This window comes from Imperialibacter roseus (genome assembly GCF_032999765.1).
Lineage (GTDB): Bacteria > Bacteroidota > Bacteroidia > Cytophagales > Cyclobacteriaceae > Imperialibacter > Imperialibacter roseus.
In genome coordinates, this window is the sequence record NZ_CP136051.1 from 3,118,079 (window position 1) to 3,132,836 (window position 14,758).

The following is a 14,758-nucleotide window of genomic DNA, read 5'->3' on the forward strand; positions in this document are numbered from 1 at the left end:
ATTTTTCATTGAAGCATTATTTATTCGGGCAATGGTAAGGATAGCAGCTACAAAAAACCATATGAAAAGAAAAAGTACAGCGTTCCCTGCTGATAGACCGAAGTCTCTTGACTACCTGTGGTTTACGTTGGCAGTAGTGCTCCTGTCCACTCAGTTTTCGTGCTCGCCGCAACTTGTGCTCAGCAAAAAAATAGTGCTGAAACAAATGGTCAGCAGGTCGCCGGATTTTGCCGATCATTTTACTGGCTTTGTGCTGTATGACCCTGAAACGAAGACTTACCTCGCCGAGCAGAATGGCGACAAGTATTTCACACCCGCCTCCAACACCAAACTATTCACCTACTATTCCGGCCTCCGATTGCTAGGCGATTCCATCCCAGCCTTGAAGTACGCCGAAGCCAACGATACCCTTTTCTTTACCGGCACAGGCGACCCCACCTTCCTGCATCCCGACTTCGAGTATCAACCGGCTTTTGAGCTTCTGTCAGACTCCACTAAAGCGCTGATATGGCAACCTGAAAACTACAAGGATCCGGTTTTTGGGCCAGGCTGGTCGTGGGATGACTACCTCTATTATTATCAGCCAGAAAGAGCGGGGTTGCCAATGTATGGCAATTTCATCCGATTCAGCATGTTCCCGGGAGACACAATGCCGAAGGTAAACCCTCCCTTCTTCCAACAGTTTGTGGAGGCGAGACCTTTCGAAAAGCAAAGAACATTGGTAGAAAGAGACCTTAGCTACAACTCTTACCTGTTTTTTACACCTGAAAAACTCGATACAATAGAGAGAGACGTACCTTTCAAGTACTCATTTTCGCTGGGAAGGGAGCTGCTTCAAGACACCTTAAAGAAGCCTGTCGTCTTTGGTTACAAGCCGGATAGTTTACCATGGAAAACCCTCAAAGGCTATCCCTCGCAAAAAGTGTATCAGGCCATGCTTTGGCCAAGCGACAACTTTATTGCGGAACAGATTCTGGTGATGTGCTCTTCCGGGTTTGGGGATACACTTAGCGGCAACAATGCCTTGTGGTTTGTGAAGAACAAATACCTCAACGATTTACCGGATGCGCCTGTATGGCATGATGGCTCGGGGCTATCCAGGTACAACATGTTCACGCCACGAAGCCTGGTGGCCTTGCTGGAGGAAACTTCTACGCTAGTTGAACAAAAGGAGTTATTCAGGACGCTGGCTATTGGTGGCCAGGCTGGCACCATACGCCGATGGTATGCAGGCGAAACAGAACCCTATGTTTTTGCCAAAACTGGCACCTTGAGCGGCGTGCACTCTCTCAGCGGATTTATAAAAACCAACTCAGGAAAAGTGCTGATCTTCAGCTTTATGCACAACAATTACCCAGGGTTCACTAACCCCATCAGGGAGCAGATGCAGGAAGTGCTGGAGTTTATAAGGGACAGGTATTGAGGAATTTGAGATTTCTGATTTGAAATTAATGGTTCGCATAACTTCAAATCAGAAATCTCAAATCAAAATCTTCGTGGTTATTCGGTTTCGTATTCTTCCAGAATGCCGCCGGTAAGGCGAAGAAGCGCAACTTCTGTTTGTACAAGATTGTATTTACTTTGCAACTCACTCAAAGCCGACCGAAGGTAAGTCAATTGAATGTCTCGGAAATCGAAAGAGCTTAGTGTCCCGTTACGATAACGATCTTCACCAAGGCCCAGGTTAAATTCCGCAGTCTCCCTGCTTTCAATAGCAATTTGATACAGACTCTTTCTCACTCGATAGTAATCAAGCTCGCCGATCAAGTTGCGCTGTAGTGTGAGCTTCAACTCGTCTACCATCAATGCCGATATTTGTTCATTTACCCTGGCGTTTTCAATCTGTCTGCGAATTCTTCCTCCATTAAAAATTGTAAAGCTCAGAGTAAAGTTAGCGTTGTAATTGGTATTACCGGACTTAATACCGGAAGCGCCAACGACATCTGGGTTCGAAAACCTAGCTGCCGACAGGTTCTGTACCTGGCTATTATCTGATGCTCCAAGTGTCATCGAGATGGATGGGAACATAGCCGATTTGGCTATGCCAACATCTTTCCGAAATATCTCCTGATCAATATACTGATTCCTGAGGTTGCTATTATTAGATATCATTTTAGCATACAGCTCATCCAAACTGAAATCCTTTATTTCAACGGTGAGAGAATCTGTTAACTCATAGCCCGCCTGGACATCAATGCCCAAAAGCAAATTCAGGTTCTTCTTAGCTGTTTGCACTGCATAAATCTGGGTGACATAGCTTGACGAATCAGTCAAATAGGCATTCTTATCCTGAAGAACATCAAAAGTCACTGCACTGCCCAACTCGCTTTTGAGTTTGCTGTAGTTGTATTTATCCTTCGATAGTTGGAGAGCTCTTCCGAAGATTCTTAAACCCTCCTCCTGAAGCAGTATCGTATAATACGCTTCAATAATCGCCTGAATGCTGTTTTCGATCACTATGGTGGCATTCCCTACACTCTGCTGTTGAAGTAACTCCAACTGATCCTTTGTGATTTGCACATTAAACCCATTGAAAAGCCCCCAGTTAAGGGAAAGTGAAGGCTGTAGGTTTCTTGATTGAATAGCCCCCTGCACAAAAGAAGTGGGGTTATCTATTTCGGTTCTGCTAAAACCCTGCGAAAGATTGAATGCGATCGAAGGATATAATCCCGCCTGTCCCCAGGTGTTGTTACGGGTAGCGATGTCAACATTCTTCTTTTGAATCTTAATCGAAAAATTGTTTTCCAGTCCTGTTGCAATCGCTTCAGAGAGCGACAACTCAGTAATTTTTGGCTTCTCGGTTTGGGCATATGAGTTCAGGATGGCCAACGCCATCCCGAACATTAAGAGTATTTTCTTCATTACAATTGTTAGATCAATGATTAGCTAAGGGCGTAGCCCTTTTTCATTTCTTTCACTGCCGGCTCCACCTCTTCTTTGTTAGGCTTCTCTCCACCAAATAGCAGCCACTTGGAGTATACCCTGATGTCGTTCATCACCATCAAAAACACGGGGAAGAAGAAAAGTATAAACAGCGTTCCCAGCGCAACCCCATAGGCAATAGATATGGCCATTGGGATCAGGAACTGTGCCTGGAAGCTCGTCTCAAGAATGATAGGATAAAGCCCTGCTACGGTTGTTGCCGACGTAAGTACAATAGGTCTGAATCTACTAACACCGGCATCAATCACGGCATCGTGCATGTTCATGCCTTCTTTGAGGTTTCTGTTGAATTGGTCCACCATCACAACGGCATCGTTGATAATTACACCCGATAGCGCCAGCATACCGTAGGCACTAAGAATAGACACTGTCTTGTCCTCAATCCAGTGCCCAAAAATAGCACAAATGAATCCTAGTGGTATGAGCGAGAAAATCATGAATGGCTGTAGGTAAGACCTTGTCGTAAGCATCAACAGAAGCAAAGTAGCCACTAGACAAAGGCCGAAAATAACCGCACCCGAATCAAGCTCTCTTGAAGCACGACGCTGCTGGCCTTCGAAAGAATATTCCAGCGAGGGGTGCTTCGCCATAATCGGCGGCATTATATCAGCAGTAATTTTCTCAATCAGTGGAGGCATGGATGTGTTATTATTGGCCAGGTCGGCTTCGACTCTTACCTCCCTCTTTCCATTGAACCGGTTAATGCTTAGCACACCTCTTTCGACTTCGTAACTGGCCAGCTGCGATAAAGGATACTCAGCACCATTAGCTGTTCTGATTTTCATCGACTCGAGCTGGCTTACATTAATCCTATCCTCTTCAGGGTAGCGCACCCATACTCTTACTTCGTCGGTACCAATGATGAGCCTCTGCACTTCTTCACCGAAAAAGCCCTGGCGAATTTGCTGCGTTATATCCTGATGATTCAAGCCCATGAAATACGCCAGCGGCTTTAGCTCAAGCTTAATTTCCCGCTGCCCTATGGCCGAATTGTCCGTAATATCTTTCAGTAGATCAATCCTTCTCAGGCTTTCCTTGAGCTCAGCTTTTGCCTCCTCTATTTCGTCAATAAACTTACCTTTCAGTGCAATAGAAACAGGCTTCCCCCATCGCTGAGCCGCCCCTACTGTAAAGTTCTCAGCTTCGGGAATGGGCCCTATTTTCTTCCGAATTTGGTTAGCAACCTCGAACGCTGAAATGTTTTTACCCTCAAGGTCTTCGAAATTAACTCCAACATATCCTACATGGCTGCCGCTGCTACTTCTGCTTGCGCCGGTGCCAATTATTATGTCCACTGATGAGAAGAACGGTTCTGTCAACCCAGCCTCCTTCTTCATTTCTTCATGCACTTCCCATACCTGATCCTGAAATCTTCTCAGGTAGTCTTCGGTGATGCTTTCTCTGGTGCCAGGCTTGAGCATCAAATCGACCTGCAAATCGTCGAAAGGCGTTCGGGGGAAAAACTCAAACCTTATCAAACCTCCTTGTGACATCCCCACTACCATCATCACAAACACCAACGGCCCCATCATGGCAATCCAACGCCATTGAACCAAAAACTTAATGGAGTTTCCGTACAACTTGAAACGAACAAAGTCAATGCCTTTCTCCATTGTTGTCCTGAACCGGTCATACAACGTATCCGGCTTTCTCTTCGACAAAATGGCTTTAGAGGCCAGGTGAGAAGGCAGAATTAAGAAAGCTTCCACAAGCGAAAAGCCAAGGCAGGCAATTACCACCACTGCCATTTCATAGCTGAATCCACCGTTGTCCAGGAAAATCAGTGTTACAAAAGCCAACATAGTAGTGGCAACCGAAGTAAACACCGAAGGCATCATTTCTAATGTACCATCCACCGCAGCCTGTTCGGGTGTTTTCCCTTTTTCAAAATGGGTATAAATATTTTCGGAGATAACAATACCATCGTCCACGAGTATCCCTACTACCAGGAGCATCCCAAATAACGACAGCATGTTAATAGTGATACCTGCTATGCTGCCGACCACAAACATGGCCAGAAAGGAAATCGGGATACCTGCAGCCACCCAAAACGAAAGTCTCAATGACAGGAATAGCCCTAGTGTGATCATTACTAACACGAGGCCCAGCACAAAATTGCTGGTTAACAGGTCTATTCGCTGCTCAAGTATCGAATAGAAATCAAAGTTTGTAAACAAAGTTACGCCTTGATTTTGTGCATTGAAATCTGCTACGTACTTGTCCAGATATTCAGAAATGGCAAGCAGATCCTCCTCAGGCAACTTGCTTACAGAAATATTTACAGCCCTTACATTATTGCTATAATACTTGTTGGGGATGTCAGCAAAACCTAGTGTAACGGTGCCAATATCCTTGAGCAGCACCCGTGTGCCATCGGCATTGGCCTTCAAAACGATATTCCCAATTACTTCTGGGTCATAGTCTTTGGCATTAGCCCGTATCCTTATTTCTTCCTCTGATGTTTTGATAGTACCGCCCGATACGTCACGGTTGTTTACACGAACCGCATTGGCTACTTGCGTAAACGTGATACCGTAGCGAGATAGATTCTCCTCCGGCACCTCAATTGATATTTCCAGATCAGGGAAACCCGACACCCTTACCTGCGTAATCAGGCCCGATTTAAGAAGGTCGTCTTCAATCTTTTCTGCAATGGTCTTAAGTTCCCTAAGGGGCACATTCCCTTTGAGGCCGAGGAAAGAAGCCATGCTGGTGGATTGCTGCTTGAAGACCGTCGGCTTCTCAGCACCTACGGGAAAGGAGTTGATCCTGTCAACTGCGTTTTTTACTTCGGTGAGAACTTCGTCAAGTTCATAGTTAGTTGATGTTTCAATGGTGATGGAAGCTGAGTTTTCGCTCGACACAGACCTCACCTCCACAATACCAACAATTCCCTTCAGTGCCTCCTCTATTTTAATAGTAATACCCTCCTCCATTTCCTCCGGAGCCGCACCCGGGTAAGACACAGACACGGTAATCATGTTGGGCGTTCTTTCAGGGAAAAAGGACTTCTTCATGGTCAGGAAGCTGGCCAGCCCCAGAAGAAACACCGCAAACAGTATTACGTTGGCCCAAATTGGATACTTAATAAAGAATGATAAAATTGTTCTCATATCCTCGGGGTTATTTAATGATTTCCACTTTCATTTTCTCAAATGCATTCAGCGGAGCCTCGGTCACTAGCGAATCTCCTTCCTTCAGTCCTGTAATCAGATAAGTATTTTCATTGTTTTTGATCACTGACACACTTCTGCTGCCCAGCTGTCCATTATTGTAAACAAAGACTTCACCTTTATTCCTCACCACACCTCTTGGCACTTCTATAGCGTTGTCGACCATTTTCCCCGGAATCACAACCTTCAGGTATAGCCCGTCATACAAAGCCTGCTTCTGGTTGTTTTCCACCGACACATACACATGGAAAGTCTGTGTAGTGGGATCGATATAGTCTGTCATTCTGATGACTCGTCCCGTCAGAGGGTTCGACTCATCCTCACCCTTTATCACCTTCACCCGCTTGCCAAGCTCTACAAACTGAATGTCCTTGGCTTCAATGGGCACCTTAATTTCGAAGGCATCAGTACGCAGGATTCGGCCGATATTGGATCCGGGGTTTACATAAGTTCCAGGCTCTATATTAACGACAGAAATACTGCCATTATAGGGAGCAATCATGTGGTACTTTCTCAGGTTCTCCTCAAGTCCCCTAATAGAATAGAATTCACTTAGAATGTTCTTGGTGGCTAAAAAAGTCTTCTCCTTGATGTCTGTTATTTCAGGAAGTTCCGGAAGCGGGCTATCTGTTTTAATGTTCCCAAAATAGGTTTGCCACGCTGGGAAACTGCTGGCATAGTCCACTTTCAGGTCTGGCAAAATTGAAGCGATGAGGTTAAGGAAACTGCTTTTTCTCGCTTGAAGATTCAGCCTTGTTTCTACGTCATTGACCCTAACCAGCAGTTGGCCTTTCTTAAAATTCTGGCCTTCCTTCAGTGGTACATCACCCATGATCAACCGTCCTCCAACCTCTGCCAACAAATCGATGGGCTGCGAAGAACCTACTCTGCCATAGGCTTCAACTTCCGTTTCAACGTTCTGGAAAGCCACTTCCCTCACCTTCACATAGTTGACAACAGCAGGGGCTTCTTTTTCAGGGGGTAGTTCCTTTTTTGCCGCCAAAAAGCTGTAAAGGCCAATGGAACCAGTCACCATTAACACGACAACGAGAAACGCAATGAGTTTTCTTCTTAAAGACATAGAAATTTATAGGTCAAAATTATATTACTTAATTATGTGAAGGCTGTCTAATGCTAAATAATGGATTCTATTTTTACAATAGGCTCTAATCTCGAATAAACCCGCTCAGGGTGGGCTTTGTTTTCTGCTGTGGATTAATAAAAGCAATACGCCGACAGTTTGCTGCGTACTGTCTATCGGACGCAAAAAGCTTGCAAAGGTTGTTTAAAATGCGGATAATTTTCCTGGTTTCGGACGATTGGCTGAATTATCGGGAAGTTCTACCAAATTTCATAGAAGAGTGGAAGCTGTTCGGGGAAATGCCTGCTAATTGGTAGCTGCAGCAGTTGATATTACCTCAGCAATTGGCTAAATTGAGCAAGACTCAAAGGCATCAACCCACTGTCAAACTTGCGAAGAATGGATGACAAAGAGAAAATCCTGACGCTTCACCCACAGGGTAAAAAGGGTGTGAATATTATGAAACATAAATATGATGTGATTTATGATTTCATAGCAAAGGAGTTGAAAGACGGAAAACTCAGGACATTCGAAAGCCTTTCTGACCAGGCAGTGAGGGAGTTGACAGCCTCATTCGATGGAAAAGTGATGTGGTATTTCGTTACCGTTAAACTGGATATGGAAGCCAGAGGAATTATTGAGCGAGTTCCTAAGACCAGCCCCCATCAAATTCGGCTGCGAACGTAGCATCACACCTTCCCAAACCTTTCAAATGCCTTCCTTTCCAATGCCTCCCTGTGGTCGGGGTGGGCTATATCAATTAGCAAACGAGCTCTTTGATGCAGTGTTTTTCCGTACAGGTAGGCCACTCCCCATTCGGTAACTATATAATGAACATGGGCTCTGGTAGTCACCACCCCGGCTCCTTCTTTGAGAAATGGTACAATCTTGCTTTCTCCTCTGCCGGTGACCGAAGGCAGGGCTATGATCGGCTTTCCTCCTTTTGAATAGGACGCTCCTCTTATGAAATCCATTTGTCCCCCTACTCCGGAGTAGTGCAGCGTGCCGATGGAGTCGGCGCAAACCTGGCCTGTGATATCAATCTCGATGGCCGAATTGATTGATGTTACTTTGGGGTTGCGACGGATAGTGGCCACATCGTTAACAAAAGCGACATCGTAAAGATTGACCGATGGGTTGTTGTCGATAAAATCATAGGTAAGCTTGCTGCCCATTACAAAGGTTGACACAATCTTGCCTCTGTTAATAGCCTTCATGCTGCCGTCGATTACGCCGGATTCTACCAGCGGCACCACGCCATCCGAGAACATTTCGGTGTGAATACCCAAATGCTTGTGGTTGGTAAGCTGAGAAAGCACTGCGTTGGGAATGGCTCCAATACCCATTTGCAGGGTGGCACCGTCTTCTACCATGCCTGCAATGTGCTGACCAATCTTTTTCTCAACCTCACTGATCGGAGGCGAAGGCACTTCATGTATCGGCACTTTTCCATCAACCAAATAGTGAAACTTACTCACCGGTAAACAGCTGTCTCCGAAAGTGCGGGGCATTAGTGGATTCACCTGAGCAATTACTACCTTAGCCGTTTCGATCGCAGCCAGGGTGGCATCCACAGACACGCCGAGCGAACAATAGCCGTGTTTGTCAGGTGGGGTAACCGAAACAAGCGCCACATCAATCGGGAGGATTTTCTCTCTGAAAAGCCTAGGAATCTCACTTAAAAATATGGGTATGTAGTCAGCTCTATGCTCCTGCGTAGCTTTGCGCACATTGGCACCAACAAAAAGTGAATGAACATGAAAGTTGTTGGCATATTCGGGTTTTGCATAGTCAGCCGGCCCTTCGGTGTGCAGGTGCATAATTTCCACATTTCTTAGCTCGGGCGCTTTCGCCACCAAGGCGTCTATCAGTATCTTGGGTGCCGCAGCCACACTGTGAATAAAAATCCGGTCATTAGACTTTACAACCTTCAGCGCTTCCTCGGCACTTACAACTTTCCTTTCCATGATTGAGATGATTTATGTTGGTACAAAGGTATTACCCACTACAAAACGTCAGGATGATTTCGCTACCAAAGTATACTGATTATTATCATGCAGTTATAATTCACCTTTGAGTCTTATATTCGCAACATCAACTGAAAAGCATGCAATACGATATTACGATCATTGGTGGAGGGATTGTGGGATTGGCCACCGCTTACCAACTAAAAAAGAAACGACCCGGACTTAAGGTTTTGCTCATCGAAAAAGAGCCCAGACTGGCAGCTCACCAAACGGGCAACAATAGTGGGGTTATCCATTCCGGCTTATATTATAAGCCAGGGAGTCTGAAAGCGACGAATTGCATCAATGGCTATAACATGCTGCTTGAATTTTGTAACGAACAAGGAATTGAGTATGACCTCTGCGGGAAAATTGTGGTAGCCACGTCGAAAGAAGAGTTACCGCTCCTGAATAATCTTTTTGAAAGAGGTATCCAAAATGGTCTGGTGAAAAATGAACGGCTTACTGCGGAGCAATTAAAAGAAAAGGAGCCATACGTAAATGGCATTGAGGGGATTTGGGTGCCTTATACCGGCATTATCAGCTACAAAGAAGTATCGGCCAAACTGGCTGAAGTGATAAGAAAAGATGATGGTCAGATTCATATAAGTGAAGCAGTTAGGGAAATCAGAAAGGAAGCCGGAGGTTGCACGGTGGTCACTAATAAGGACACCTACCAAACGAAACTGGTGGTGAACTGCGCCGGTCTCTATTCCGACAAAATCGCCCGGATGACCGGACAGGAAGTCAATATCAAGATTGTGCCATTTAGAGGTGAGTACTACAAGATAAAAGAAGAAAGAAAGTACCTGGTCAAGAACCTGATCTACCCGGTACCGGATCCTAATTTCCCATTCCTTGGCGTACACTTCACACGAATGGTGGGCGGCGAAGTGGAAGCTGGCCCCAATGCGGTGCTGGCCTTCAGAAGAGAAGGATACAGCAAGTCAAAAATCAACCTTTTTGAGCTGGCAGAAACACTGGCCTGGCCAGGATTTCAGAAAGTGGCCTGGAAATACTGGAAAACAGGCTTTGGCGAAATGTACAGGTCGTTCAGTAAAACAGCTTTCACCACTGCCCTGCAAAAGCTCCTTCCTGATTTGAAAGAGTCGGATCTTGAACCGGGCGGAGCAGGTGTGCGTGCCCAGGCTTGCGACCGAAACGGTGGCCTGCTCGACGACTTCCTGATTTTGGAAAATGACATAGCTGTGAATGTTTGCAATGCGCCGAGCCCGGCAGCCACCTCCAGCCTTTCGATAGGAGAAACCGTATCGAATATCGTACTCAAGAGGTTTTGAGTGCAGCGTGAGAAGTGCGAGGGTGAGGATAAACCTTTTTACTTTCACTATTAACTGATAAATTTCTTCCATGTCCAGATACGCTCGTCATTTGTCGCTTAAAGAAATAGGCCCAGCTGGTCAGCAAAAGATTGCGGAAGCCAGGGTACTGGTGATTGGTGCGGGCGGATTAGGCTGTCCCGTCTTGCAATATCTTGCTGCAGCCGGCGTAGGGCGGATTGGCATTGTTGACAACGACGTCGTTTCCATCAGCAACCTGCAACGACAGGTACTCTTCAGAGAAAGTGACATAGGCAAAAATAAGGCTGGAGCTGCCAAAAGCCACATAATGGCACTCAACTCCACCATAGAGCTGGTAGCTTACCCCGAGAAAATCACCTCTGCCAATGCGCTGGATATTGTCGCTGGGTTTGATATTGTGATCGACTGCACCGACAACTTCCCCACCCGCTACCTCATGAACGATGTATGCCTTTTGGCAGACAAGCCATATATCTACGGCGCCATTCATCGGTTTGAAGGTCAGGTGGCCGTGTTTAACCTCACAAAGGAAAGTGCTAACTACAGAGACCTCTACCCTACTCCCCCGGCGGCCGGTTCAGTGCCCACTTGCGAACAAGAGGGCGTATTAGGTGTGCTTCCAGGGCTTATCGGAACCATGCAGGCCATAGAAGCGCTTAAAATCATTACCCAGTCTGGCGAAGTGCTGGACAGTGCCTTAGTAATGCTTGGTGCGTGGGACAACACCCGCCAGCGGATGATGATAAAGCCAAAGGGTACCAGAGCCAAAGTGACCAAGCTTATCGACTACGAGGCCTTTTGCGGCATTAAGAACTACCAGGAAAATATGAAAGAAATAACCGTTCAGGAGCTCGACTCGTGGAAGAAAAACGGCGTCAGCTTTCAGTTGATCGACGTCAGAGAGGCCCACGAATATGAGACGGTGAATATGGGAGGAGAACTGATGCCCATGAGTCAACTGCAGGAGTACATCGACTTGATTGACCGGGACCGCCAGGTGGTAGTTCATTGCCACCATGGAGGGCGCAGTGCCTCGGTTATTCAAGCGCTGCAATCACGGTATGGGTTCGACAACCTCTATAACCTTATCGGAGGTATACATGCCTGGGCCGAAGAGATTGATCCGACATTGCCTACGTACTAAGAGCGCTTTGCTTTTAACGAAATTGATGAATTGGTCATAATACTTGTTATCTTGCCTAAGGTAACCCAAGTAGCATACTTCGTTTATAATGAAAACTCTGACAATAGAACTTCCTGATACCGTTGACGTCGATGACAAGGATGCCAGAATGTATATTGCGGCACGGCTGTATGAAAAAGGAAAGTTGACTCTCGGTCAAGCCGCCGATATTGTGGGCTATTCTAAAGAAACCTTCATGGAACTACTTGGAGAGTATGGGGTCTCATTTTTCAATTACCCATCAGAAGAACTTGAAGATGACATGAAAAATGCAGAAGGCCACAGTAGTTGATACAAGTTGTCTTATCCTGCTTACAAAAATTGAACAACTAGGCCTTCTCTATGAGTTGTTTGGAACAATCACCATCACTCCAGCTATAGCCGACGAATATGGCTACCCTTTGCCTACATGGGTACAAATAATCAACCCAAAAGAAGATTCGCTAAAGATATTTAAAGCATTCCTTGACGCAGGAGAAGCATCAGCCATTGCACTTGTCATGGAAAGCCCCTCTTCTCTGCTTATTGTTGACGAACTCAAAGGCAGACAAGTAGCGAAAGAAATAGGCATCAAATTTACAGGGTCAGTTGGTATGCTGAAACTGGCCGAAAAAAAAGGGCTTATTTCAAACATGACTGAAGTCATCAAAAAAATTAAAAAAAAACTGATTTCAGAGTATCTGATGCCCTATTAAAATCACTGCTAACCTAAATACCATTTTCAATATGTCCATAGAAGTAGTCTGCTACAACATCACTTCAGTGCTCAACGCCATTGAAGGTGGTGCCAGTCGCATAGAGTTATGTGATAGCCCTGGCGATGGAGGCACCACACCCTCCGCTGGAATGATCCTGGCTGCTAAAGAAAAGGCACGAATACCAGTGTTCGTCATGATCAGGCCAAGAGGTGGCGACTTCCTCTATTCCGATGAGGAGTTCGAGGTAATGAAAAAAGACATTGAATCGGCGAAAAAACTAGGTGCAGACGGTGTGGTCTTTGGCATCCTGAAAGCCAATGGGGAAATAGATACGGAAAGAAACAGGGAGCTTGTGCAGCTCGCCAGGCCGCTGAAAGTGACATGCCATAGGGCATTTGACATGACCAATGATCCCCACGAAGCCCTCGAAGCGTGCGTTGAAGCCGGCTTTGACCGCATCCTGACCTCCGGACAGCAGGCCAATGTTTACGACGGCAGGCTATTGCTAGCGGAGCTGGTAAAAAAAGCCGGCGACCGCATCATCATCATGCCAGGCGCTGGCGTAAGCGAAGAAAATGTGGCCGATCTGGTGAAAACCACTGGAGCGAAAGAAATCCATATTTCAGGGAGGAGCTTTGTCGACAGCCCCATGGCATACAGAAACCCCGCCGTGTCTATGGGAGACGACCCAAGAGAGTACCAGAAGCTGGTGGTAAGTGAGGAAAGAGTAAAAAAAATTCGCTTTCTAGCAGAAGGTGTCAAAAAATAAAAAAGGCTGTCTCAAAAGCCTTGATCGGTTTGTTGAGACAGCCGCACTATCGTTTTACCTCTCCCAAAAGAACGGCGGCTGAATGCCCAGCGACCGAAGGTACACATAGCCTTGTCCCCTGTGGTGAATCTCGTTGTCGATGAAATAGAAAAGGTTGGACACCACCGTTCCCTCATACTGCCCAAAAAGCTTGATTTGCTCCTGGAATCTTTCTGCTGAAAGCTGCTTCCAGTAGGAGTTAATTTGCTCTGTAGAGTCGTCCCATGCCTTCAGTACATTTTCTTTTTTCCCATCAAAATCCAGATCTTCATTGAAGGGCGATGTTTTGCCGGTAACAATTTCCTTCAGGCCTGGCACCGCTATGGCAAGCATCTCACTAACGAGTTTCGAAAATGGTCGCATGCCGCCAATGGAATGCTCAAAAAACTCCTTTTCAGGGAAAGCTTCTATCACCCGGCGGGTCAGGCTTCTATGTCCCTGCCAGTGTTTGAGCAACTGCTCTGGTGAAATTACTCCGGCTTCAATCTGAGTGTTTAGCTGATTCATGATGTGTGATTTTAGGTTTAAAATTTCTTTGATGAAGCCAAGCTAGCACCGGCCACTGACAGCTGTCTGTCAGTGGATTTTTTTACATAAAAACTTTTTTCTTCAATTAGTAAACCAGCCAAATGTCTGTTCAACTTTGTAGTTTGATAATACTCTCAAAAATTCTAGCTTCAACCCTATGAAACAATACCTACTCGCCGAGTGCAACTGGAAAGACATCAAGGATCGCCAAATCGATTTGGCCATTTTACCCTGGGGCGCCACAGAGGCCCACAACTACCACATGCCTTATGGCACCGACGTATACGAAGCTGACAGCATAGCCGCTGAGGCAGGTCGTATCGCCTGGGAAGCTGGCGCAAAATTGACAGTGCTACCCACTATCCCCTTTGGCGTAAACACCGGCCAAACTGACATCAAGCTAGACATTAACCTCTACCCCAGCACGCAGCTGGCTATTCTCAACGATATCGTTGAGGTGCTCAACCGGCAGGGCATTTTCAAGCTACTGATTGTCAACAGCCATGGCGGCAACGACTTCAAAACCATGCTGCGAGAGTTGGGGGTTAGGTACCCAAAAATGTTGCTCAGCACCTGTAATTGGTTCCAGTCAATGGACAAGAAACAGTACTTTGAAGAGCCTGGAGATCATGCCGACGAAATGGAAACCTGCCTCATTATGCACCTGAGACCCGAGCTGGTGCTGCCGCTCGACCAGGCCGGAGACGGGAAAGACAAAAAGCCACGTATTCAGGGTTTCAAAGAAGGCTGGGCCTGGAAAGAAAGGGAGTGGTCAAAAGTATCGGCAGATACAGGTATTGGTAATCCGAAAAAATCTACGGCGGAAAAAGGAGCCAGGTTCTTCACAGACGTTACACAAAAACTTGGCAAGTTGATGTTGGAGCTTTCGCAAATTGATAAAGAGGACTTTTATGAATAGATTTTTCACCCGCTTAAAAAGTAATTAAGCGGGCCGTAAGCATTTCTTTGGCTTTTTGATAAATCCGCAGCATCTTAGAAATGGATTGAATCAATTCATT

Annotated in this window: 13 protein-coding genes; 8 read left to right on the plus strand and 5 right to left on the minus strand. The window is 46.0% G+C overall.

Annotation, left to right across the window (positions count from 1 at the left end):
- Positions 1-61: 61 nt before the first annotated feature.
- The gene (locus tag RT717_RS12850; RefSeq protein ID WP_317492143.1) at positions 62-1,423 is read left to right on the plus strand and encodes a D-alanyl-D-alanine carboxypeptidase/D-alanyl-D-alanine-endopeptidase; all 1,362 of its coding nucleotides are present in this window, start codon (positions 62-64) and stop codon (positions 1,421-1,423) included.
- 77 nt (positions 1,424-1,500) lie between these two features.
- Here the strand turns inward: RT717_RS12850 and RT717_RS12855 are convergent, their stop codons facing one another.
- The 3 genes from RT717_RS12855 to RT717_RS12865 are packed head-to-tail and all read right to left on the minus strand — an operon-like array spanning position 1,501 to position 7,197.
- Entirely contained in the window at positions 1,501-2,862 is a 1,362-nt protein-coding gene (locus RT717_RS12855) for a TolC family protein (protein ID WP_317492144.1), read from the minus strand.
- A gap of 20 nt (positions 2,863-2,882) precedes the next feature.
- The gene (locus tag RT717_RS12860; RefSeq protein WP_317492145.1) at positions 2,883-6,056 is read right to left on the minus strand and encodes an efflux RND transporter permease subunit; all 3,174 of its coding nucleotides are present in this window, start codon (positions 6,054-6,056) and stop codon (positions 2,883-2,885) included.
- 10 nt (positions 6,057-6,066) lie between these two features.
- Positions 6,067-7,197: an efflux RND transporter periplasmic adaptor subunit gene (locus tag RT717_RS12865; RefSeq protein ID WP_317492146.1), complete on the minus strand. Its 1,131-nt coding sequence runs from the start codon at positions 7,195-7,197 to the stop codon at positions 6,067-6,069.
- A gap of 399 nt (positions 7,198-7,596) precedes the next feature.
- On the opposite strand from RT717_RS12865, the gene RT717_RS12870 reads away from it, so the two are divergent.
- A complete protein-coding gene (locus RT717_RS12870) occupies positions 7,597-7,884 on the plus strand; it encodes a DUF6958 family protein (RefSeq protein ID WP_317492147.1) in 288 nt (95 codons plus the stop codon).
- Positions 7,885-7,886: 2 nt separating this feature from the next.
- Here the strand turns inward: RT717_RS12870 and RT717_RS12875 are convergent, their stop codons facing one another.
- Complete coding sequence (locus RT717_RS12875; protein ID WP_317492148.1) at positions 7,887-9,164, minus strand: acetyl-CoA hydrolase/transferase family protein; 1,278 nt, start codon at positions 9,162-9,164, stop codon at positions 7,887-7,889.
- A gap of 140 nt (positions 9,165-9,304) precedes the next feature.
- Here RT717_RS12875 and lhgO point away from each other — a divergent pair, with 140 nt between their 5' ends.
- The 5 genes from lhgO (at position 9,305) to RT717_RS12900 (ending at position 13,172) form a co-directional block, all read left to right on the plus strand.
- Positions 9,305-10,501, plus strand: coding sequence for an L-2-hydroxyglutarate oxidase (gene lhgO, locus RT717_RS12880; protein ID WP_394854132.1), 1,197 nt, complete (start codon positions 9,305-9,307; stop codon positions 10,499-10,501).
- 70 nt (positions 10,502-10,571) lie between these two features.
- A complete protein-coding gene (locus RT717_RS12885) occupies positions 10,572-11,666 on the plus strand; it encodes a ThiF family adenylyltransferase (RefSeq protein ID WP_317492149.1) in 1,095 nt (364 codons plus the stop codon).
- Between the two features lie 88 nt (positions 11,667-11,754).
- Positions 11,755-11,997 carry a UPF0175 family protein gene (locus tag RT717_RS12890; RefSeq protein WP_317492150.1) on the plus strand — a complete coding sequence of 81 codons (243 nt, stop codon included), beginning with the start codon at positions 11,755-11,757 and terminating at the stop codon, positions 11,995-11,997.
- Entirely contained in the window at positions 11,975-12,400 is a 426-nt protein-coding gene (locus RT717_RS12895) for a DUF3368 domain-containing protein (protein ID WP_317492151.1), read from the plus strand. The genes RT717_RS12890 and RT717_RS12895 overlap by 23 nt, the downstream gene beginning before the upstream one ends.
- Before the next feature lie 31 nt (positions 12,401-12,431).
- A complete protein-coding gene (locus RT717_RS12900) occupies positions 12,432-13,172 on the plus strand; it encodes a copper homeostasis protein CutC (RefSeq protein WP_317492152.1) in 741 nt (246 codons plus the stop codon).
- Between the two features lie 54 nt (positions 13,173-13,226).
- Here RT717_RS12900 and RT717_RS12905 read toward each other — a convergent pair whose 3' ends face one another.
- Positions 13,227-13,718, minus strand: coding sequence for a DinB family protein (locus tag RT717_RS12905; protein WP_317492153.1), 492 nt, complete (start codon positions 13,716-13,718; stop codon positions 13,227-13,229).
- 178 nt (positions 13,719-13,896) lie between these two features.
- Here RT717_RS12905 and RT717_RS12910 point away from each other — a divergent pair, with 178 nt between their 5' ends.
- Entirely contained in the window at positions 13,897-14,658 is a 762-nt protein-coding gene (locus RT717_RS12910) for a creatininase family protein (RefSeq protein WP_317492154.1), read from the plus strand.
- Positions 14,659-14,758: the final 100 nt, after the last annotated feature.

Bases quoted from the DNA above. Each gene is read 5' to 3' on its own strand.
- RT717_RS12850 (WP_317492143.1), top strand. From the start codon at position 62: ATGAAAAGAAAAAGTACAGCGTTCCCTGCTGATAGACCGAAGTCTCTT.
- RT717_RS12855 (WP_317492144.1), bottom strand. From the start codon at position 2,862: ATGAAGAAAATACTCTTAATGTTCGGGATGGCGTTGGCCATCCTGAAC.
- RT717_RS12860 (WP_317492145.1), bottom strand. From the start codon at position 6,056: ATGAGAACAATTTTATCATTCTTTATTAAGTATCCAATTTGGGCCAAC.
- RT717_RS12865 (WP_317492146.1), bottom strand. From the start codon at position 7,197: ATGTCTTTAAGAAGAAAACTCATTGCGTTTCTCGTTGTCGTGTTAATG.
- RT717_RS12870 (WP_317492147.1), top strand. From the start codon at position 7,597: ATGGATGACAAAGAGAAAATCCTGACGCTTCACCCACAGGGTAAAAAG.
- RT717_RS12875 (WP_317492148.1), bottom strand. From the start codon at position 9,164: ATGGAAAGGAAAGTTGTAAGTGCCGAGGAAGCGCTGAAGGTTGTAAAG.
- lhgO (WP_394854132.1), top strand. From the start codon at position 9,305: ATGCAATACGATATTACGATCATTGGTGGAGGGATTGTGGGATTGGCC.
- RT717_RS12885 (WP_317492149.1), top strand. From the start codon at position 10,572: ATGTCCAGATACGCTCGTCATTTGTCGCTTAAAGAAATAGGCCCAGCT.
- RT717_RS12890 (WP_317492150.1), top strand. From the start codon at position 11,755: ATGAAAACTCTGACAATAGAACTTCCTGATACCGTTGACGTCGATGAC.
- RT717_RS12895 (WP_317492151.1), top strand. From the start codon at position 11,975: ATGCAGAAGGCCACAGTAGTTGATACAAGTTGTCTTATCCTGCTTACA.
- RT717_RS12900 (WP_317492152.1), top strand. From the start codon at position 12,432: ATGTCCATAGAAGTAGTCTGCTACAACATCACTTCAGTGCTCAACGCC.
- RT717_RS12905 (WP_317492153.1), bottom strand. From the start codon at position 13,718: ATGAATCAGCTAAACACTCAGATTGAAGCCGGAGTAATTTCACCAGAG.
- RT717_RS12910 (WP_317492154.1), top strand. From the start codon at position 13,897: ATGAAACAATACCTACTCGCCGAGTGCAACTGGAAAGACATCAAGGAT.